Source organism: Chloroflexota bacterium (genome assembly GCA_020850535.1).
Classification (GTDB): domain Bacteria; phylum Chloroflexota; class UBA6077; order UBA6077; family JACCZL01; genus JADZEM01.
Genome location: JADZEM010000071.1, coordinates 38,986 through 58,295, shown reverse-complemented (window position 1 = coordinate 58,295; position 19,310 = coordinate 38,986). Strand labels below are relative to the sequence as shown.

At 68.7% G+C, this 19,310-nt stretch carries 18 protein-coding genes; 12 read left to right on the top strand and 6 right to left on the bottom strand.

Annotation, left to right across the window (positions count from 1 at the left end):
• Positions 1 to 641 precede the first annotated feature (641 nt).
• A complete protein-coding gene (locus tag IT306_10925) occupies positions 642 to 1,652 on the bottom strand; it encodes a tRNA (adenine-N1)-methyltransferase (GenBank protein ID MCC7368928.1) in 1,011 nt (336 codons plus the stop codon).
• A 75-nt stretch (positions 1,653 to 1,727) separates the two neighbouring features.
• Positions 1,728 to 2,534 (bottom strand): SCO1664 family protein, encoded by an 807-nt coding sequence (locus tag IT306_10920; protein MCC7368927.1) that lies wholly within the window; start codon positions 2,532 to 2,534, stop codon positions 1,728 to 1,730.
• 234 nt (positions 2,535 to 2,768) lie between these two features.
• On the opposite strand from IT306_10920, the gene IT306_10915 reads away from it, so the two are divergent.
• The 3 genes from IT306_10915 to IT306_10905 all read left to right on the top strand — a co-directional run bounded on the left by IT306_10915 (position 2,769) and on the right by IT306_10905 (position 5,556).
• A complete protein-coding gene (locus tag IT306_10915) occupies positions 2,769 to 3,140 on the top strand; it encodes a hypothetical protein (GenBank protein ID MCC7368926.1) in 372 nt (123 codons plus the stop codon).
• A 243-nt stretch (positions 3,141 to 3,383) separates the two neighbouring features.
• Positions 3,384 to 3,878, top strand: coding sequence for a hypothetical protein (locus IT306_10910; GenBank protein ID MCC7368925.1), 495 nt, complete (start codon positions 3,384 to 3,386; stop codon positions 3,876 to 3,878).
• 133 nt (positions 3,879 to 4,011) lie between these two features.
• On the top strand, positions 4,012 to 5,556 hold the full coding sequence (locus IT306_10905) for a hypothetical protein (protein MCC7368924.1): 1,545 nt from the start codon (positions 4,012 to 4,014) through the stop codon (positions 5,554 to 5,556).
• Here IT306_10905 and IT306_10900 read toward each other — a convergent pair.
• Positions 5,553 to 6,287 (bottom strand): prepilin peptidase, encoded by a 735-nt coding sequence (locus tag IT306_10900; protein ID MCC7368923.1) that lies wholly within the window; start codon positions 6,285 to 6,287, stop codon positions 5,553 to 5,555. The genes IT306_10905 and IT306_10900 overlap by 4 nt on opposite strands.
• A 21-nt stretch (positions 6,288 to 6,308) precedes the next feature.
• Complete coding sequence (locus IT306_10895) at positions 6,309 to 7,061, bottom strand: DUF1295 domain-containing protein (GenBank protein MCC7368922.1); 753 nt, start codon at positions 7,059 to 7,061, stop codon at positions 6,309 to 6,311.
• Between the two features lie 243 nt (positions 7,062 to 7,304).
• Here IT306_10895 and IT306_10890 point away from each other — a divergent pair, with 243 nt between their 5' ends.
• Entirely contained in the window at positions 7,305 to 8,507 is a 1,203-nt protein-coding gene (locus IT306_10890) for a trypsin-like peptidase domain-containing protein (GenBank protein ID MCC7368921.1), read from the top strand.
• A gap of 61 nt (positions 8,508 to 8,568) precedes the next feature.
• Positions 8,569 to 8,796, top strand: coding sequence for a hypothetical protein (locus tag IT306_10885; GenBank protein ID MCC7368920.1), 228 nt, complete (start codon positions 8,569 to 8,571; stop codon positions 8,794 to 8,796).
• A gap of 44 nt (positions 8,797 to 8,840) precedes the next feature.
• Here the strand turns inward: IT306_10885 and IT306_10880 are convergent, their stop codons facing one another.
• Positions 8,841 to 10,283, bottom strand: coding sequence for a nodulation protein NfeD (locus IT306_10880; protein ID MCC7368919.1), 1,443 nt, complete (start codon positions 10,281 to 10,283; stop codon positions 8,841 to 8,843).
• 458 nt (positions 10,284 to 10,741) lie between these two features.
• Here IT306_10880 and IT306_10875 point away from each other — a divergent pair, with 458 nt between their 5' ends.
• The 4 genes from IT306_10875 (at position 10,742) to IT306_10860 (ending at position 15,183) form a co-directional block, all read left to right on the top strand.
• Positions 10,742 to 11,368 (top strand): flavin reductase family protein, encoded by a 627-nt coding sequence (locus IT306_10875; GenBank protein MCC7368918.1) that lies wholly within the window; start codon positions 10,742 to 10,744, stop codon positions 11,366 to 11,368.
• 227 nt (positions 11,369 to 11,595) lie between these two features.
• Entirely contained in the window at positions 11,596 to 13,026 is a 1,431-nt protein-coding gene (gene leuC, locus IT306_10870) for a 3-isopropylmalate dehydratase large subunit (protein ID MCC7368917.1), read from the top strand.
• A gap of 7 nt (positions 13,027 to 13,033) precedes the next feature.
• On the top strand, positions 13,034 to 13,663 hold the full coding sequence (leuD, locus tag IT306_10865) for a 3-isopropylmalate dehydratase small subunit (GenBank protein ID MCC7368916.1): 630 nt from the start codon (positions 13,034 to 13,036) through the stop codon (positions 13,661 to 13,663).
• Between the two features lie 341 nt (positions 13,664 to 14,004).
• Complete coding sequence (locus IT306_10860) at positions 14,005 to 15,183, top strand: branched-chain amino acid ABC transporter substrate-binding protein (protein ID MCC7368915.1); 1,179 nt, start codon at positions 14,005 to 14,007, stop codon at positions 15,181 to 15,183.
• Between the two features lie 39 nt (positions 15,184 to 15,222).
• On the opposite strand, the gene IT306_10855 is transcribed toward IT306_10860, so the two are convergent.
• Complete coding sequence (locus IT306_10855; GenBank protein MCC7368914.1) at positions 15,223 to 15,591, bottom strand: hypothetical protein; 369 nt, start codon at positions 15,589 to 15,591, stop codon at positions 15,223 to 15,225.
• 316 nt (positions 15,592 to 15,907) lie between these two features.
• Between IT306_10855 and IT306_10850 the strand changes: the two genes are divergently transcribed.
• The 3 genes from IT306_10850 (at position 15,908) to IT306_10840 (ending at position 19,230) form a co-directional block, all read left to right on the top strand.
• The gene (locus IT306_10850) at positions 15,908 to 17,323 is read left to right on the top strand and encodes a hypothetical protein (GenBank protein MCC7368913.1); all 1,416 of its coding nucleotides are present in this window, start codon (positions 15,908 to 15,910) and stop codon (positions 17,321 to 17,323) included.
• Positions 17,324 to 17,404: 81 nt separating this feature from the next.
• Entirely contained in the window at positions 17,405 to 18,331 is a 927-nt protein-coding gene (locus tag IT306_10845) for a sugar ABC transporter permease (protein MCC7368912.1), read from the top strand.
• Positions 18,328 to 19,230, top strand: a complete 903-nt coding sequence (locus tag IT306_10840) for a carbohydrate ABC transporter permease (GenBank protein MCC7368911.1) — start codon at positions 18,328 to 18,330, stop codon at positions 19,228 to 19,230. Before IT306_10845 ends, IT306_10840 begins: the two co-directional genes overlap by 4 nt.
• Positions 19,231 to 19,310 lie beyond the last annotated feature (80 nt).

Here is a 19,310-nt window from a genome sequence, read left to right as displayed (position 1 = left end):
GCCTACGATCCTGCAGTCGCTGCGCGACGCTCCAGTCGCACCAGTGCCGGCCGTTCCCGACGGCCGTCGCGCAGCGACGGCGTGACTGTAGGCGGGGACTTCAGTCCCCGACCGCCCGTTCCATGATGCTTCGGGGACACCAACGATCGTGCAATCACCCTGATGCTGCTACCAGTGCAATCGTATGTTGAGCGCGTCGTGCCGCCGCGTCGGGGCTTGAAAGCCCCGCCTACCATCCTGCAGTCGCTGCGCGGCGCTCCAGGCTCGCCAGCCCCAGCCGTTCCCTGCGTCCGTCGCGCAGCGACGGCGTGACTGTAGGCGGGGACTTCAGTCCCCGACCGCCCGTTCCATGATGCTTCGGGGACACCAATGAACATGCAATCGCCCTGCGGTCACGTGCAGGGTGATTGCATGTTGATGTCGTCGTGCCGCCGCGTCGGGGCTTGAAAGCCCCGCCTACCATCCTGCAGTCGCTGCGCGACGCTCCAGTCTCGCCTGTTGCTGCTGTTCCCAGTGTCCGTCGCGCAGCGACTGAATGCGTGTAGGCGGGGACTTCAGTCCCCGCCTGCCCGTTCCATGATGCTTCGGGGACACCAATGAACATGCAATCGCCCTGGGGGTGAGGTAACCCGGGGGCCGCGCTACAGGGCGTCCAGCTCGGTCAGGTCTTCGTCTTCGCCGGCCGCGCCCACCCCGACGCCGTGCTCGACAATCTCGTCAGCCGGGGCCTCGACGGTCTCTGCGCCATCCGGTACGTCGTCGTCGGGCCGCCGGCCGCGCGCAGCCACGCGCCGCGAGAACGTCAGAAACGCCGTGTGACTGACCATCTGCTGCACGGGCCGCACGGCTTGTCCCTTGAGGTGCCAGGGCCGGTACAGCACTTCCAGCGTCTCGGTCTGAGCGAAGGCGCGCGTGGCGTTCAGCTCTTCGACGGTCCGCTGCACCTGGACGATCGACGGGCTGTAGCAGGCCAGCATCCCGCCCGGCCGCAACACGTCCAGCGCGTGCGGCAACACTCTCCACGGCTCTGACAGGTCGAGGATGATGCGGTCAACCTCGGTCTCTTCCAGACCCTCGTAGATGTCCTGGTTGCGGACGATCAGGTTCGGGAACTCGCTGGGCGCGTTGCGCTCCTCGCCGTCGAGAGCGGCGGCATCGTCGAGCAGGGCGCGGTGCTCGTCGTCCAGCGGCGCGCCGAGGCCGGTCGGCGGGGTGAAGCCGCGCAGATTCTGCAGGGCGGCCTCGATCATGTCGGCGCGGTGCTCGTAGACGATCACCTGCCCCGTCGGACCTACTGCCCGCAAGAGCGCCAGGGTCAGGCCGCCGGAGCCCATCCCCGACTCGATGACCGTCGCCCCGGGGTAGATGTCCGCCCAGAGGAGAATGAAGCCGGCATCTTTCGGGTAGATGATGGCCGACTTGCGCGGCATCTCCAGCACGTAGTCGGCAAGGCGCGGGCGGAACACCAGGAAGGTCGCGCCAGTCGAGCTACGCACCAGCACGCCCTCGCGCTGCCCGATGATCCGGTCATGCTCCAGGTAGCCCCGGTGTCCGTGGGCCTTTGCGCCGGCGCGCAGGCGCACCAGTCGGCGATTCTCGCTCTTGTCGAGCAGCAGGACGGTCTCGCCCTCGGTCAACAGATCGGCAGTCACGCGGTAACCCTAGCAGGCGCCAGCGCGCGGCAGCCACCAGCGGCAAGCCGCACAGTGCGCCTCCTGGTTCCCGGGTCAGTACCAGGGCCAGGGCACCGCCCGCCGCGAGTGCATCGGCGGATACTGCCCGCGCGTGGCTATCACCTCGATCCGCTTGAAGAACAGATCGACTTCGGCCGGCGTCAGCAGCTCCAGCAGCTGGGTTCGCAGCGTCGAGACGCGCTTCGGATCGCGGCGAAAGGCCTCAAGCTGGTGTTTGAGCGGCCCGGGGATCGACTCGCCCTGCCAGTCCCAGATGACCGTCCGCAGCTTGTGGTCCGTGTTGAAGGTCAGGCCATGGTCGATGCCCCAGAGCTTGCCGCGCCGGTCCTTCAGGATGTGGCCGGCCTTGCGGTCGGCGTTGTTCGCCACGACGTCGAACAGGCCGATGCACTGGACCTCGGAGACGTGCTGATCCTTGTACTTGAAGTAGTCGGCGCGCGGATCGACGTCCACCAGCAACTGATACGACCCGACCCCGTGCGGACCGTCGCGGATGACCGTCGGTGGGATGAAGTCCCAGCCCAGCGCGACGCAGGCGAGGTAGGCGGCGCGCTCGCGCTTGTAGAGCGTGCCGTCTGGAAAGTCGTAGAGGGGGATCTCGCCGCGCCGAGGCTTGTAGACGGCGTAGAACTGGGGATACTCCTCGATCCGCAGGTGGGCGACGAACGTGTAGTTCGAGCTCCAGGGGATCGACTCCAGCGTCTCGACCTCGGCACTCTCCAGGAGCGTGTGGACCTCGTCGCGGGTGACCCAGGCGCATGCGTCGCCGTTGCGCTCGCCGTCACGTCCGCCTGCCGCACCAATGCCGATCCCGCCGATCTCGAATCCACGCTCGGTCATCGTCCGTGGCGCCCCCGGTGTCCTGAGGCGACGCTGCCCCTTCGCCATTCTACCGTCCAGCCCCGGTGGCGTCACGCGTTCTCGAAGGGCGCCTGCTCCAGCACTCGTGCTCCAGCGCCCCCGCTGCTCGATGTAATGCCGGCGTGGCGAGGCCGTGTAGCGCCCGTAACGGGCCGGCGCGCGCAGCGGTGCTACGGTGTTGTGGGCGCGCCACTACTGACTTTTGGACGACGAATGGCGATTCTCGACGACACCCTGGCTGGCCTCGTGGCTGGCCTCAAGAGTGACCTGAGCGAGGCCGGATTGAAGCGACAGCGCGGCGGTCTGGCGCGGGGCGTCGCCTGGGCGGAAGCGTCCGGACGCGGCTCGGACGGGGCGTGGCTCGAACTTCGCCTGCACCATCGGCCAGCCGAGCGCCGGCTCCAGGCCGGTCTGCTGGCGTACCAGCCGCTCTCCCGTGGCGGGCGAACGCTGGTTGTCGGTGAACAGTCGCTGAGCTACACCTACGATCCAGACGAGGTCTCGCACTACATCGCGGACGATGTCGCGCGGTGGTTGCAGCAGATCATCTCGCAGAAGAACGCCGAGACGATCGGGGCAGCCTGACGCCTCCCACCCCACCGCCCGCCGGCTCCGGTTCGGGCGCTTCAGGAGGCCCGCTGGAATGGCTCTTGCATGCATGGCCGTCCGCCACGCAAAACGGGCGTGGTGGCCGGCTATGTGGCGTCCGGAGCACGGAGGGCGCTATCACCATGCAGCTTGACCGAACGCACCGCTCAGGACGTATCCTCGCGGGCAGATTCTGGTCTGACGATGTATGAGAGCGGCCGGGTGTCGGAGGGAGTGGGGATGCGGCGACCGAACTGGCGATGGTGGCAGCGCGGGCACGAGTCGTCGGTGGCCCAGATGGCCCAGGTAGCCGACGTGACGGCCACGCCGGTGGCCGCTGATGCGCCCGACCTGGCCCTGCCGCGGCCGGCCGTCGCCGACGGCGATGCTCACCCGACGCTCGAACAGCCCGTGCTCCTGACAGCCTCGGGGGCCGTGCGCCCGGTCCGCATCGGCGAGGTGCTGCCGGCCCGGCAGCATCGGTGGCCGCTCTCGGTGGTGCGGCTGCCGGTGGTGCCGAAACGGGCGATCCTGGCGGCCGGCGTGTGCGCCGGACTGGCCGCTCCGCAGATCGTGAAGCACCTGGCAACCCGCCTGCTGCTCGGCAACGCCGGCCCGGCCGCGCACGCCGGCGTGCAGGGCGCGCTCGAGATCACGCGGATCGTCTACAACGGCCCGCTGACGCCGGCCGTCACCGAGGCCATCGGGAAGGCCCTGGCGGCCGGCCGCCGCTGACGAGTCCGGACGGCGCGCGGTCCGTTTCGGTAGATGACCGCGTGTACCCTCGGCATTCAGGATCGGGGGCGCGGACTGGCGCGCGCCTCGCCGCGACTCCTGCGCCCCTGGGATCTCCTTGAGCCGATCTTCTGTGCTCGTCGCCGTTGGGCGGCCGCTGGCGTTCTCCCTGCTGCGGATGCCGACGGCGGTGCGCCAGCTCGCGGACACCCGCCTGCAGCTCACCGGCGCGGCCCTCGCGCTGACGCTCCTGGCCTTCCTGGGGATCGTGCGCGCGCCCGCCTTCGTGGACGAGGCCGACAACGTCCTGACCGCCTGCCAGATCGTGCGCGGCGACCTCCCGTACCGGGACATTTTCTCGCATCACTTCCCGGCGCCGTACTACGCGCTGGCGGCGTTCGGCGAGGGCGCGGCCTGCTCGATGCTGGCCGGACGCGTCCTGGGCGCGCTGCTGCTGACGGCGGCGGGCGCACTCTTCGCCTGGACGGCCCGCAGCGCGCTGGCGTCGGTCGGCCTGCTGGTGATGGCGCTGGCCGCCCCGCTCTACTACCTGCACCTCTACCTGGCTGAGACGTTCATCTGCGCCGGCCTGATCGTGACCCTGGCGCTCCTGACCGAGCGCGGGCGGCAGCTTCGGGGGCTTCCTGGTATCGCCGTGCGGGTGACGGCGTTGACGGTCCTCTCGTCGTCAAGTCCGCTCGGGCTGATGATGGCCGTGGTGCTGACGCCGCTGGTGGTGCTGGCCGCCGGCCGACCGTCTACGCCAGTCATCGGGGCGTGCGCGGCGGGCCTGCTCGGCTGGCCGCTGGCGCTGGCGCTCCAGGGCACGCTGCCGGCGTTCGTGGAACAGGCCGTGGTCTTCAATACCCAGGTGTACGGCCCGTATCTGCCCGTCCACCTGACAGACCCGCTGGCCCTGCTCTGGGCGACGTTCTCTTTCGCACGGCACCGTTTCAGCTTCGGCATGGACTGGCTGATCGGCGAGGAGATGGCGGCCAGCACGGCGACCTTCGGCGCGGCCTTCGAGCTGTTGTCGCTGCTGCTGCTGGGCGCGCTGGTCTGGCTGCGGTCCGGCGCGCGGCTGTTTCGGCTGGCGCTGGTGCTGATCCTGCCGCTGGCCGTCTCACGGGATGGCTTCCATCTCTCGGCGTACCTGGCGCTCGCAGCGATCGGCTGCGGGTACTTGCTCGGCGGGCTGACACGCTGGCGATTCGTCCTGGCTGGCCTCGCGCTGGCGACGCTGCTGCTGGCGCTGCGGGTCTACTTCTTCGCGCTGCCGGTCGACCTCATGGCGCGCGACGAGCTGGCGGCATCGCTCGAATCTGAGACGCTGGTGCAGCGCTACGCCGCGCCGGACGCGCCGGTCCTCTACTTGCCCATCGCGCCACAGGGCTACCTTGCCGAGGAGCGCCGGCCCGGCAGCTTCTACACCTACTTCCTGCCGTGGATCGCCGACGTGCCCGGGGCGCAGGAGCGCTTGATCGCCGACATCGAGCGGCAGCAGGTGGCGGTGATCGTACTGGACCAGGACTCGCGCATCTGGGACCGCTACCGCTTCCGCGAGTATGCGCCGGCCGTCTACGCCCATATCCAGGCGGCGTACCGCCCGGTGGACACGAATGACCGGCGCAAGGCCCGCGTCTTCGTGCGGAACGGCCCGGAGCTGGCGAGCCGCTAGCGGACGAGCATCACCCAGAGGCCGCCGACGCACAGCGCTGGCCCGTACGGCATGAACACCTTGCGGGAGCCGCCGAGCGTCAGGATGAGGACCGCGCCGACGCCGCCCGTGAGGATGCCGACCAGCAGCGCGGTCAGGATGCCGGGGAAACCGGCCATCGCGCCGAGCAGGGCGGCGATAGTGATGTCGCCCGTCCCGAGCGGCTCGCCGCCGCGGTAGATGACCCGGCCCAGCAGGTACAGGCCGCCGAAGGCCAGCCCGCCGACGATGCCCCCGACCGCCGCGCTGAGCAGGCCGCCGCTCATACTCATCGGGGCGACCAGCAGGGCCAGCAGGATGCCGCCGTACCCCATGATCAGGTAGACCTGCCGATGGCGCAGGTCGATGGCGAGGATCATCATCAGCAGGGTGGCGAAGACGGCGTTGATCGCCAGGGCAAAGCCCGTTGACGTCACCAGGGCCAGCGCGCCGAAGATGCCAGCCGTTGCCAGCTCCAGCAGGATGTCGCCGCGGGCCGGGCCGGCCCCGCAGGTCGGGCAGTCACGAGCCACGCCAGCGGCACGGAGGGCCTGACTGGCAGCGTGCCAATCCAGCGTGCAGCCCTGCTCCGCGCAGATTGGCCGACTGATGAACCGGTTGCGCTCGGGCAGGCTTCTGGCAATCATGGTTACCAGCGTGCCCGCCCCCAGCCCGGCCGCCAGCATCCCCAACAGCATCGCGATCTCGCCCACGGTCCCCCCTGACTCGAATGTCTAGTAAACGCCGGGCAGCAAGCGCGCGGTACGGGTGCAGTACTCAGCGTACACTGGGTACGCCTCGCTGAGCGTCCGCTCCTCGACCACCATCCTGTACACCTGGAGCGCCACGAACACGGCGTAGACGGTCACCGTGAGCGGGCTGACGGCCAGCACCAGCATGCCGCCGAAGGCCAGGAACTCGCCGAGGTAGATCGGGTGGCGAATCCAGCGGTACAGCCCGTGCTGGACGAGGCCGCGCGCTCGCGGCATGATCCCAAACGAGCGGCCGAGGCTGGCCAGCCCGATCACCATCACGACGAGGCCGACCGAGAGCAGCGCCTCGGCCGTCGCCAGCGCGTAGAGGTTGTCGACGGTGCGCGGGGCCATCCCGATGCCCATCGCCACGACGGTCCCGGCCACTGCCGCGATGTCCGAGATCCGCCCGCCGACGCCGCGTCCGGCCGTCGAGGGCCGGCGGATCAGGAAGAGCCAGCAGACCAGCAGCGCGAACGCTGTGCTCAGCAGCTGGTGCCCGAAGTGCAGCCAGCCGGCGGCCGGGCCGCGCGGGTCTTCCCCAGGGCCGGCCTGGGCCATGGCGATCAGGCCGAGCACGTTGAGGAGCCCCATCAAGCCGAAGAGGTAGGCCGGCATCAGGCTGGCAGCGCAGATCAGCAGCCCCTCGCGACTGGGCAGCGCCAGGACGCGTTTGACCGGCCGCGTTTGGGCGGCGGCTCCGTTGACGACCTCGTGCGGCATGTCGCTGGGCATCGAGCGTGGCTCCCGGTCGGCGGACATCTCTGCCTGATGCATTGTCGCGCCGATAAGCTTGGTATCGCAGCGGTTATGCGACCTCACTTGTCCCAACGATCTCTGCATTCTCGGAGTGATGGCCCGTCCGTCGTCCCTCTGAAAACGTCGGTTGTCGCCGGGGGCGGCCCCGTGAAACTGTGGCTCGGCGTCCGGCCGCGCCCCTATAGTCAGCGCATCCAACGTTGCGGACGGTGGTCTGGCGTGACCCTGCTCGGACGCTATCTGCTCGCCGTCAGCTTCGGGCTGGCGCTCGGCGTGGGACTGACGGTCGGAGCCGGCCTGCTGCTGGGGGTGCGCCCCGCCGCGCTGCAGCAGACGGCAGGGACACCGACACCCGCCGCCCCAGGCGCGCCAACGGCGACAGCGCCGACGCCCCGCGCCTCGGCCCAGGTTGCGCCGCCGGTCTCGACCAACCGCACCCTCGGGCCGCTCGGGCTGGATGAGGACGCTGTCGCCGACCTGTTCGAGCGGGTCGCGCCGTCGGTGGTGAACGTCTCGGTCCAGGTGCCCCGTGCGAGCGCATCGGCGCAGAACACCGGAGCGCGGCAGGGATCCGGCTCGGGCTTTCTGGTGGACGCCCAGGGCCACATCCTCACGAATGAGCACGTCATTCGGGACGCCTCGCGCATCGAGGTGACGCTGGCCGACGGGCTGAAGATGCCGGCCGAGGTGCGCGGGCGCGACACCCTGAACGACATCGCCCTGTTGAAGATCGAGGCGCCCTCCGAGCGGCTGCGGCCCGTGATGCTGGGCGACAGCACGGCGGTCCGCGTCGGACAGTTGGCGGTGGTGATCGGTAACCCGTACGGGTTCGCGCGGACGCTGACCGTCGGCGTGGTGAGCGGCGTGGGCCGGCCCATCGAGGACGCCGGCCGCCGCCCGCTGCTGGACATGATCCAGACGGACGCAGCCATCAACCCCGGCAACTCGGGTGGGCCGCTGCTCAACTCGCGCGGCGAGGTGGTCGGCATCACCACGCTGGTGGACCGTTCGCAACTGAGCGTCGGGTTCGCGGTGCCGATCAACACGGCCCTGCAGATCATGCCGAACCTGATCTCCGGGCAGAAGGTCGCGCGGCCCTGGCTGGGCATCGCGGGCGTGGCGCTCACGCCGGTCCTGGCCGAACAGCTGGCCGTGAAGATCGACCAGGGCATCCTGGTCCGCGAGGCGACGCCCGGCGGCCCGGCCGAGCGGGCCGGCATCCGGGGCGGCACGAACGAGAACCCGGCCAGCGGCGACGTGATCCTGGAGATCGAGCGGCGCGCCGTGACGCGGGTGGCAGACCTAGTGGCCAGCATCGACAGTCTGAACGTGGGCGACACGGTGTCGGTCACCCTGGTCCGCGACGGCTCGCAGCAGACCGTGCAGGTGACCCTGGGCGAGTACCCGGCCGAGTCACGGTAGCGCCCGGCGGCCCGTGAGAGGCGCTCGCCTGTCGTGACAGAATGCGTGGAGAGAGACGACGATGGCAACGCACGACGATCTATCGAAGGCTGACGCGGCAGCGACGACTGACGAGGGCTGTACGGTTGACTGGAGCTGGCTCGTGGGGCGGCAGATCGAGTCGGTGACCTCGGACCTCCAGCATTTCCGGGTCCGATTTGCCGACGGGCAGACGCTCTCGATCCGGGCGGCGACGTACCAGGGCAAGGCGTTCCTGGCGTTCGACCCGTGGAAGCCGCCGACGCCATAGCAAACTTTCTGGGATGTCCGCGCTCCCAGAGGGTGACGATGCGTTCAGGGGCGAGTCTTGACCCCGACCGATGCGGCGTTTGGCGACGGCGGCGAGACCGGCGCTTCCGTCGCTGTTTCGCGGACTGGCCGCACGCGCAGGAGCAAACCGTCGAGCGCCAGCACCTCGACGCGCGCGCCAGCGGGGATCGGGTCGCCTCCGCCCTCGGCGGTCGCCTCCCAGAGTGCGCCGTCCACGAACACCATGCCGGCCGGCGTCAGCGGCGAGCGCACCCTGCCGACCTGCCCGATGAGCGCCTCGGCGCCGGCGGCCGGCTTCAGGTGCTGCGAGCGTGACACCAGCCGCGCCACAACCAGGAAGAAGCCGGCCATCGTCGCGGTGACGCCGACTACGGTCCATGCCGACAGGGTGATCCACGGGGCGGCCTCTGGCACGTTGAACAGCATCAGCGAGCCGAACACGAACGCCACCAGTCCGCCCGCCGTCAGGACGCCGTGGCTCGGCGCGAACAGGTCGATGACGAAGAGGAGGAACGCGAACCCCATCAGCAGCAGCCCGGCGTAGTTTACGGGCAGGGTGCCCAGGGCGTAGAAGCCGAGCAGCAGGCAGATCCCGCCGACCACGCCCGGCAGGATGCTGCCGGGGTTCGACAGCTCGAAGAAGAGGCCCATGGTTCCGAGGCTGATCAGCAAGTAGGCGATGGTCGGATCGCTCAGCGCGTGCAGCAGCGCGTCCACCAGGTTCATGCTCACCGCCTGGGTGGACGCCTGTGCCGTCTGAAGCGCGACCGTGCCAGCGGCGGTCTCCACGGCGCGCCCATCGAGCTTGCGGAGCAGGTCGGGCACGTCGTTCGCCATCAGGTCGACGACGCCCAGGCTGAGCGCCTGCTGCGCTGAGACGTTCGCGCCCTCGCGGACGGCCTGCTCGGCCCAGGCGGCGTTGCGGTCGCGCTGCTCGGCCAGCGAGCGGATGTAGGCGATGGCGTCGTTGGTGACTTTCGCGCGCATCTCCGGCGACATCTGCTGCTCGCCGCTCTCGCCCATCGCCACGGGCGTGGCCGACCCGATGTTGGTGTTCGGGGCCATCGCCGCGACGTGCGCCGCGTAGGTGATGTAGACGCCGGCCGAGCCGGCCCGCGCGCCCGGCGGCCCGACGTAGACGATCACCGGGATGCGCGCGGCCAGGATGCGCTGGATGATCTGGCGCATCGACGAGTCGAGGCCGCCGGGCGTGTCGAGCTGGAGGACGACGGCCTGCGCGCCACTCTGTTCGGCGGCGTCGATGGAGCGGTTGACAAAGTGCGCGAGCGTCGGGTTGATGACGCCTCGGACGGTCACGACGGAGACCGGCGCGACCGTGTCCTGGGCCTGCGCGACGGGGGCATCGCTCGCGCCCTGGAGGCCGGGGCCGGCCAGCGAGAGCAGTCCGGCGGCCAGCAGCAGGGCGAAGGCGGTCAGGCGGAGTGCGCGCACGAGCGTCGGACGCATAACTGGCCCTCCCGGCGGGCGGCAGCACAACGTGCCACCTTTCAGAGATTGTACCGCCCAGTCAATCTGTGTCCGAAGAATGCAGCGCAATCTGTGCTGTGTTACCCCTCACCCTCTGCCCGAGCAGCACGCGTCACGAATGCGCTACGTCAAGCCACCTCTGCCCACTATCGACGGAACAATCGTTGCGACGGCCAGTGGTCGGTGGTACCGTGTCTCTACCGCGTTCGGATCGGTCACGACGGGTCCGGCTCCAGCGACAGCCGGCCGAGCCATTGGCGACGGGGCCAATAGGTGGGGTAGTGCGGTCCGCGTGATCGGAACGTCGGTGCGACAAGCCTCGGGGGTGGGACGGCGATTGCCCGGTCCCGCCCCCGACGAGCGGCCTGCTGGGTGACCGCCGTAGACGGTACCATGCCCTCCACACCATGCCTTGTTCGGCCGGCCTCGGAGGGTCTGTGTACCTCGACACCCGCGAGATCTCCCCGCGCGACGCGTACAAGCTGCTGATCGGGTCAGTCGTGCCACGGCCCATCGGTTGGGTCTCCACCGTCTCGGCCAACGACGTCGGCAACCTCGCGCCGTACAGCTTCTTCATGGCCGCGACCGGGAACCCGCCGACGGTCGTCGTCTCGACCGGGCTGCGTGACGGCAAGCCGAAGGACACCCTCCAGAACGTGCTGGAGGTGCCCGAGTTCGTGCTGAATCTTGTCAGCGAGGACGTGGGCGAGGCGATGAATGCCACCTCTGAGGAGTTCCCCTCGGATGTTGACGAGCTGGTGACGGCCGGCCTGACGCCGCTCCCGAGCAGCCGCGTCCGCCCGATGCGGGTGGCCGAAGCGCCGATCAACATGGAATGCAAAGTGGTCCAGACGGTGCCGGTCGGCGATCCCGTGACCGGCGCGGTGCTGATCATTGGGGAGATCGTGGCGTGGCACGTCCGCGACGACCTGTTTGACGCCGAGCGGTTCCGGATCCGGATGGATCAGCTGCGGGCAGTCGGGCGGATGGCCGGCGACGGCTACACCCGCACGAACGAGCAGTTCGAGATGATCCGGCCGAACCCGAACTACCAGGGCCGCTGACCACCGCCGTCGATATCATAGGTCGTGATGGCATGGGCAGGAAATCGGTCTTGCCCTTTTAGCTGATCTGCCGGTAGCATCGCTGCTAGAAGGATGCCTGCCACCAGATGCTGGCTGCCGCGCTCGCCGTCGAGCGCGGCAGGCAACATCCGCCAGGCCGCCTGCGCTTGTGCGAGCAGGGGCGATCCAGGCCGGGGGCGGGCATCGAGTCCACGAGGGGTGAAGGCATGGGCGCCAACGGTTCCAGTGCCCCGCGCACGCTGTTCGAGAAAGTCTGGCAAGACCACGTCGTCCGCGAAGAGCCCGGCGAGCCGGCGCTCATCTACATCGACCTGCATCTCGTACACGAGGTCACGTCGCCGCAGCCGTTCGAGAGCCTCCGCCTCAGCGGCCGGCAGGTTCGGCGGACCGACCTGACCATCGCCACGGCCGACCACAACGTCGCTACCACCGACCGCACGTTGCCCATCGAAGACCCGATCTCCAAGCAGCAGCTTGACGCGCTCGACCGCAACTGCGCGGAGTTCGGGCTGCGGCTGGAGGGCGCGCTCAGCCCGATGCAGGGCATCGTGCACGTCATCGGTCCCGAGCTGGGCCTGACCCTGCCGGGCATGACGGTGGTCTGCGGCGACAGCCACACCGCCACCCACGGTGCATTTGGCGCGGTGGCATTCGGCATCGGCACCTCCGAGGTCGAGCACGTCCTGGCGACGCAGACGCTGATCCAGGCCCGCCCGAAGCTGATGGAGATCCGGGTTGACGGCGAGCTGCCGGCCGGCGTGACGGCCAAGGACATCATCCTCGGGATCATCGGGCGCATCGGCATCGGCGGCGCGACCGGTCACGCCATCGAGTACACGGGCTCGGCGATCCGCAGCCTCTCGATGGAAGGACGGATGACCGTCTCGAACATGTCCATCGAGGGCGGCGGCCGGGTCGGCATCGTCGCCCCGGACGAGACGACGTTCCGGTACATCGAGGGCCGTCCGCACGCGCCGAAGGGGAAGCTCTGGGAACAGGCCCTCGACTACTGGCGCTCGCTCAAGACCGACGAGGGGGCGACCTACGACCGCGTCGAGATCTTCGATGCTGCCGAGCTTGCGCCGTTCGTGTCGTGGGGCACCAACCCGAGCATGGTGGTCCCGGTGACGGGCCGCGTGCCCGACCCGAACGCGATGGAGTCGGAGACGGCCCGCGAGGCCGCCGAGCGCGCCCTGGCCTACATGGACCTGAAGGCCGGCACGGCGATGGAGGACATCTCGCTGGACCGGGTATTCATCGGCTCGTGCACCAACTCGCGCATCGAGGATCTGACCATCGCGGCGCAGGTCGTGCGTGGGCACACCGTCAACCCGAAGGTGCGGGCGCTGGTCGTGCCCGGCTCGCAGCAGGTCAAGGTCCAGGCCGAGAAGATGGGGCTGGACAAGGTCTTCCTGGATGCCGGTTTCGAGTGGCGCGAGGCCGGCTGCTCGATGTGCCTGGGTATGAACCCCGACATCCTGGCGCCCGGCGAGCGCTGCGCCTCGACCTCGAACCGCAACTTCGAGGGGCGGCAGGGACGCGGCGGCCGGACCCACCTCGTCAGCCCGGCCATGGCGGCGGCGGCGGCCATCGCCGGCCATTTCGTGGACATCCGCGACTGGAAGATGGAAGGATAGAGTCGTCATGGAGAAGTTCACGACCCACGCGGGCAAGGTCGTCCCGCTGTACCGCACCAATGTTGACACCGACCAGATCATCCCGGCCGTGCACCTGAAGCGCATCGAGCGGACCGGCTGGGGCCAGTTCCTCTTCGAGCGCTGGCGCAGCGATCCGGACTTCGTCCTGAACCGGACAGAGTATGCAGACGGCTCGGTGCTGGTGGCCGGCGACAACTTCGGCTGCGGCTCCTCGCGTGAGCACGCGCCCTGGGCGCTCCAGCAGTACGGCTTCCGGGCCGTCATCGCGCCGTCGTTCGCGGACATCTTCTTCAACAACGCGGCCAAGAACGGCATCCTGCTGATCCGGCTGCCCGAGGAGCAGTGCAAGACGATCGCCGACTGGGCGAACGGCGAGCCGGGTTTCGGGCTGACCATCGACCTTGAGAACCAGACGATCTCGGACGGGCACGGCCTGGACTACACGTTTGAGATCGAGCCGTTCCGCAAGCACTGCCTGCTCAACGGCCTGGACGACATCGGGCTGACGCTGGCGCACGAGGACGCCATCTCGGAGTTCGAGACGCGGCGGCCGGCCTGGCTCCCGACGACCCCGCGCACGACCGTCGAGCTGCAGATGTTGTCCGGGACAGCTTGATCCGGAGCGGGCTCCGAACCCCCCACCCCCCAACCCCCTCCCCCGCACGCGGGAGAGGGGGAGTTGTTCGTCTGACGCGCCTCGTTCTGACAGCTCTGGCGCTGACGCTGCTGACGGCGTGCAGCAGCGGCGGCATCACGATCCCGCCGACGCGCGCGCCGTTGCCGCCCTCACCGGCCGCCGCGGAATCGCCCACCGTTGGTGCAGCCGCCTCACCTGCGAGCGTCGCCGCGAAGCCAACGGCCCCGCCGGCCGCTGCCGTGTCGCCGGCGACCGCGTCCGCGCCGCAGCCGTCCCCCAGGCCGGCCGGCGCGGCGAACGTGGTGGTGCCCGTCGCGCCGGTGGCCGCTGCCGCCTCACCCGGTGCACCGGGCCAGCTTGCCGGCCCGATCAAGATCGTGTCCTCGCTGCCCAGGATCGGGCCGGCGAAGACCCAGACCGACTCCATCGTCTTCGCCATCAAGCTGGCGCTTGACGAGGTATCCAGCCGGGTGGACGGCGCGCAGATCGTGTACGAAGACTGGGACGACGCCACGGCTGAGCGCAACGCCTGGGATGCGGGCAAGGAGGCCGAGAACGCGCAGAAGGCGGCGGCCGATCCGGATGCGATGGTCTACCTCGGGCCATACAACTCGGGCGCGGCGCGGGTGGCGATCCCGATCCTCAATGGGGCCGACCTGGTGGCGATCAGCCCCTCGGCCACGTACAGCGGGCTGACTCGGCCCGGCCGAGGTGACGGCGGCGAGCCGGAGAGCCTCTATCCCAACGGCAAGCGGAACTTCGCGCGGACGATCCCGGCCGACGAGGTCCAGGGCGCCGCGGCGGCGTTCTGGGCGAAGTCACTCGGCGCGAACAAGGTCTACGTGCTCCACGATACCGAGCTGTACGGTCGGACGCTGGCGGCGGCGTTCGCGGAGCAGGCGGGCAAGCTCGGCATGCAGGTGATCGGCCCGCCCGAGGCCGTCGATCCGCGCGCGCCGGACTTCTTCGGCATCGCCGGCAAGGTCAAGAGCGCCAGCCCCGATCTGGTCTACTACGGCGGCCTGACCGAGAACAGCGCGTCGCGTGTCTTCAAGGAGCTGCGCGCTTCGCTCGGGCCGAACGTCAGGCTGATGGGGCCGGACGGCCTCTACCAGCCGACCTTTGTCGAGGCGTTGGGCGACGCCTCCGAGGGCGTCCTGGTGACGTTCAGCGGCATCGCGCCGAGCAAGCTGACGGGGCGTGGTGGCGAGTGGTATCGCTCATTCAAGGTGCGGACCGGGGCCGAGCCGGAGGTGTACGCCGCCTACGCCTACGAGGCGACGAAGGTGGCGCTCGACGCCATCAAGCGGGCTGGCCGCAAGGACCGCGCGGCCATCCGCGACGCCGTGCTGGCGACCCGCGACTACGACGGCATCCTGGGGCGCTGGTCGTTCGATGCGAATGGCGACACCACCCTGAACCTCGTCTCTGGCCGCGAGGTCAAGGGCGCAAAGTTCGACGACACCGGCGCCGTGACGCTCTCAGCGACCGGCCAGTAGGCCCGCGTCGTCCCGCAGGCCTGCCTCATCAAGGTATCGTCACTCGTCGGCCAGCGAGACGACCAGGTGAACCCACGGCTCCGGCCCGATGGCCTCGGTTTCGTGGCCCTGGCCGGAGCGGTCCTCGCCGAGGTACATGCCGCCAGCCGTGAACCGGCGGGTGCTGCCATCGCCCACGCGAATCTCAACCTCCCCCGACAGCGTAATGCACAGGTGCCGGCGCGGCGAGGGGTGCCACGGCATCAGCATCCCGACCGGGGTGATCGCGACGTGCGCCTCGGTGGCGGCGCGCGGCGTGGTGCGCTCTGTGGGCATGCCGGGGACGTACTCGGCGAATGAGGATGGCTCGGCCATCTGCTCGAAGTGGGCGACGCCGTCCGCTGTAGACCAGATCCGTGTGATCTCCATGGTGCCTCCACGCCGTCGTGTGCGCGATTGATGGCAGGTTAGCCGCAGGATGATTGCATGATCGTTGGTGTTCCCAAAGCCCCGTCGGGGCTGCACGACGAGGCCATCATGGGATCGCCCTGGGCGCTCGTCTCGGTCACTCTTGCCCTTCGAGTGGCAGCGGAGTACCATGACGAGACTTCCGGGATGATGCACGACGCACCATCCCGGCGATCGCCAAACTGCATACGCGACCGCGCAACCGTCCGTGGATCGAGGTTCTGGCGCACCGGCGCGCCACATGCGTACCCACTGAGAGGTGTCGAGGATGACCAGCGTGCGGATTCAGCGACGTAGTTTCCTGCTTGGCCTGGGCCTGACCGCGAGCGCGGCGCTCTTGAGCGCCTGTACGGGCACAGTCCAGGCTCCTGGCGCGAAGCCGGCTGAGAGCAAGCCGGCCGAGACGAAGCCTGCAGCGGCGGCACCGGCCGGCCAGCCGGCCCAGCCGGCAGCAGCGGCTCAGCAAGCGCCAGCCAAGACCTCCGGCGCTGGCAAGGTCGTGACCTTCTGGGGTCGGCAGCAGTTCTTGCCCGAGTCGAACGCCTGGCTCTCGGACTCCGTCAAGATGGCGGCCCAGGAGAGCGGCTTCGAGGTCAAGATCGAGATGTTCAGCAACGACGACCACGTGCAGAAGGAAGTCGTGGCGATGGAGGCGAAGCAGCTTCCAGACGTGACGATGACCACCAGCGGGGCGCTCTGGTACCAGAACGGCTTTGGCCTGGAAGTGCCGGACCTGTACGACGAGGTCGGGAAGACCGGCGGCGGCTGGTTCGACGCGCCCGAGAAGTTCTCGCTGATGAACGGCAAGCGCATCGGCATCCCGATCAACGTCGAGCCGTGGCTGCTCCACCTGCGGAAGGATGTCTTCTCCGCCGCCGGCGTGACCGTCCCGTTCAAGACGTGGGAGGAGATGATCGAGGGGTTCAAGAAGGTCACCAAGGGGGCCATGTACGGCTTCGGTGGCCAGATGGCGAACGCGGACTTTGCCGGCAACCTGCTCTGCGCGATGATGGCGCACGGCGGCAGGATGTTCGACAAGGAGGCGAAAGCCACCCTCGACACGCCGAAGAACATCGCTGGTTTCAAGGCGTATACGGACATGTACACCACCCACAAGGTGATGCCGCAGGGCGTCCTTCAGTGGGACGCCGCTGGCAACAACAAGGCCTGGCTCAGCGGGCAGGTCGCCGCGATCTCGAACACCGGCAGCACCGTCCTTTCGATGCGGAAGGACGACATGAACATGCTCAAGAACTCGATCTTCACACCCTGGCCGGGCAGCGGCGGCAACCCGCCGGTCACCACGGCTGACGGGTTCATGTTCGTGATCAACAAGAACTCCCCGTACATCGAGGAGTCCAAGCGGATCATCATGAAGGCGCTCTCGAAGGAGCGGTACCCTGGCAACCTCGAGGCGGCCGGCTCCTACTGGTTCTCGGCGCTGAAGAACTACGCCAACATCGACTTCTTCACCAAGGACGAGTGGAACAAGCAGATCCAGCAGGAGATCATCCCGTACGCGCTGGCGCCGTTCGCCGACGGCGGGCGCAACCCCGTCTTCGACGACCTCGGCGTCTCGGCTATGGGCGAGGCGATGCAGATGGTCGGCGCGAACGGCAAGAGCCCCGAGGAGGCGATCAAGTTCCTGGACCAGAAGGCGAAGGAAGCCGAGGCGAAGTTCAAGAAGCCGTAGCCTGATCCCCTGGGAGCGAGCGGCCCGCTGATCCGTGGATCGTGGGCCGCTCGTGCCCGTTCCTGAGACACGGGAGTCACCATGGCGCTGAGAACTGCCGCCGTGCCCGTCTCGTCCGCGAGACGCTTCCGCCTGCCGCGCGACGCCACGCTCGGCTACCTGTTGCTCGCGCCAGCGGCGTTCCTGCTGCTCATGCTGGTCGGCTACCCGTTCCTGACCGCTGTGATCATGAGCCTCCAGAAGAAGCTGATCGGGCAGGCCGCCGCGCCGTTCATCGGGCTGGACAACTACATCACGCTGGTCACGGACTGGACGTTCTGGATCGTGGTCCGCAACGTCCTGGTCTTCGCCGGCAGCTCGGTGGCGCTGAAGCTGGTCATCGGCACGGCGGTCGCGCTGGCCCTGAACGAGTCGATGCCAGGGCGCGGCATCGTCCGCTCGATCATGATCCTGCCGTGGGCGCTGCCATCCCTGGTGGCGGTCCTGATCTGGATGTGGATGTACAGCGACGTGGCCGGCGTCTTCAACCATGTCCTCATGGGCACGGGGCTGGTCGAACGGCCGGTGCTGTTCCTGAGCGACCCGGTCCTGGCGATGATCTCGGTCATTGCCGTCAACGTCTGGAAGGGGTTCCCCTTCTTCAGCATGACCCTGCTGGCCGGCCTCCAGACGGTCGGCAGCGACCAGTACGACGCCGCCAAGGTCGATGGCGCGGGGATGGTCGCTCGGTTCCGCCACGTCACGCTGCCGGGGCTGGCGCCGGTGATGGCGGTGGTGACGCTGCTCTCGACCATTTTCACCCTGAACGACTTCGCGATCATCTGGCTGCTGACGAAGGGCGGACCCGGCAACGCGACGGACGTGCTGGCGACGCTGACCTACAAGGTGGCGATTCGCGGCCTGGAGCTTGGCAAGGGCGTGGCGATCTCGGTGCTGATGCTGCCGCTGCTGATCGTGTTGATCGTGCTGCTGACGCGCTTCTTGAACAAGCGGGAGGAAGCAGGATGAGCAACGCCGTTCAGACCATCAATGTGCAGGAGGCGCGCGGCTCGGGCGCGAGCCGGTCCGGGACGCTTCAGCAGGAGCGCATCGTCAAGCTGGTGCTCCAGTGGTCCGTGCTGGGGACTGCCCTGGTGATCGTGATCTTCCCGCTGTACTGGATGCTGCTGACGGCGTTCGATCCGCCGACGCTCTCGTACAGCGCGAAGATCAGCCTGCTGCCCAAGCGGATCACGCTGGACGCCTTCGCGCAGCTCATCCGCGAGTACCCGTTCATGCTCTGGATGTGGAACAGCGCGGCGGTCTCGATGATCACCACGCTGCTGGCGGTGGTCGTCGGGACGATGGCGGCCTACAGCCTGGCACGGCTGCGCTACCCAGGGCGGGGCTTCCTGGCGGGGACGTTCTTCCTGGCGTACATCTTCCCGGCCACGCTGCTCGTGGTGCCGGTCTTCGTGATCCTCAGCGTGCTCGGCCTGACCGACGACTATTTCGGGCTGGTGCTGAGCTACCTGATCTTCACGGTGCCGTTCTGCACCTGGATGCTGCGGGCGTACCTGACCAGCATCCCGCGCGAGCTTGAGGAAGCGGCGCTGGTGGACGGCGCGACGCGGGTGCAGGCGATGGTGCTGATCATCCTGCCGCTGGCCGCGCCGGGCGTGGCCGCCGCGACGATCTTCGCCTTCACGCTCTCCTGGAACGAGTACCTCTACGCCTTCATCTTGATGAACGACAGCACCAAGATGACGCTCTCGCCGGGCATGACGAAGCTGGTCTTCGGGGACATCTTCCTGTGGGGAATGATCATGGCCGGAGCCACGCTGATGAGCATGCCGGTGGTGCTGCTGTACTTCGTGGCGCAGCGGTTCGTGGTGAGCGGGCTGACGGCAGGGTCGGTCAAGGGGTAGGCGCTCGCTGGCTCCCGCCACTCCCACCCCCCCTTTCCCGCACACCGGGAGAGGGGGCCTTTCTTGTCCGTAGTCGGGCG

Bases quoted from the DNA above. Each gene is read 5' to 3' on its own strand.
- IT306_10920 (MCC7368927.1), bottom strand. From the start codon at position 2,534: ATGACCGAGCGTGGATTCGAGATCGGCGGGATCGGCATTGGTGCGGCA.
- IT306_10915 (MCC7368926.1), top strand. From the start codon at position 2,769: ATGGCGATTCTCGACGACACCCTGGCTGGCCTCGTGGCTGGCCTCAAG.
- IT306_10910 (MCC7368925.1), top strand. From the start codon at position 3,384: ATGCGGCGACCGAACTGGCGATGGTGGCAGCGCGGGCACGAGTCGTCG.
- IT306_10895 (MCC7368922.1), bottom strand. From the start codon at position 7,061: ATGCCCAGCGACATGCCGCACGAGGTCGTCAACGGAGCCGCCGCCCAA.
- IT306_10885 (MCC7368920.1), top strand. From the start codon at position 8,569: ATGGCAACGCACGACGATCTATCGAAGGCTGACGCGGCAGCGACGACT.
- IT306_10880 (MCC7368919.1), bottom strand. From the start codon at position 10,283: ATGCGTCCGACGCTCGTGCGCGCACTCCGCCTGACCGCCTTCGCCCTG.
- leuC (MCC7368917.1), top strand. From the start codon at position 11,596: ATGGGCGCCAACGGTTCCAGTGCCCCGCGCACGCTGTTCGAGAAAGTC.
- leuD (MCC7368916.1), top strand. From the start codon at position 13,034: ATGGAGAAGTTCACGACCCACGCGGGCAAGGTCGTCCCGCTGTACCGC.
- IT306_10855 (MCC7368914.1), bottom strand. From the start codon at position 15,591: ATGGAGATCACACGGATCTGGTCTACAGCGGACGGCGTCGCCCACTTC.
- IT306_10845 (MCC7368912.1), top strand. From the start codon at position 17,405: ATGGCGCTGAGAACTGCCGCCGTGCCCGTCTCGTCCGCGAGACGCTTC.
- IT306_10840 (MCC7368911.1), top strand. From the start codon at position 18,328: ATGAGCAACGCCGTTCAGACCATCAATGTGCAGGAGGCGCGCGGCTCG.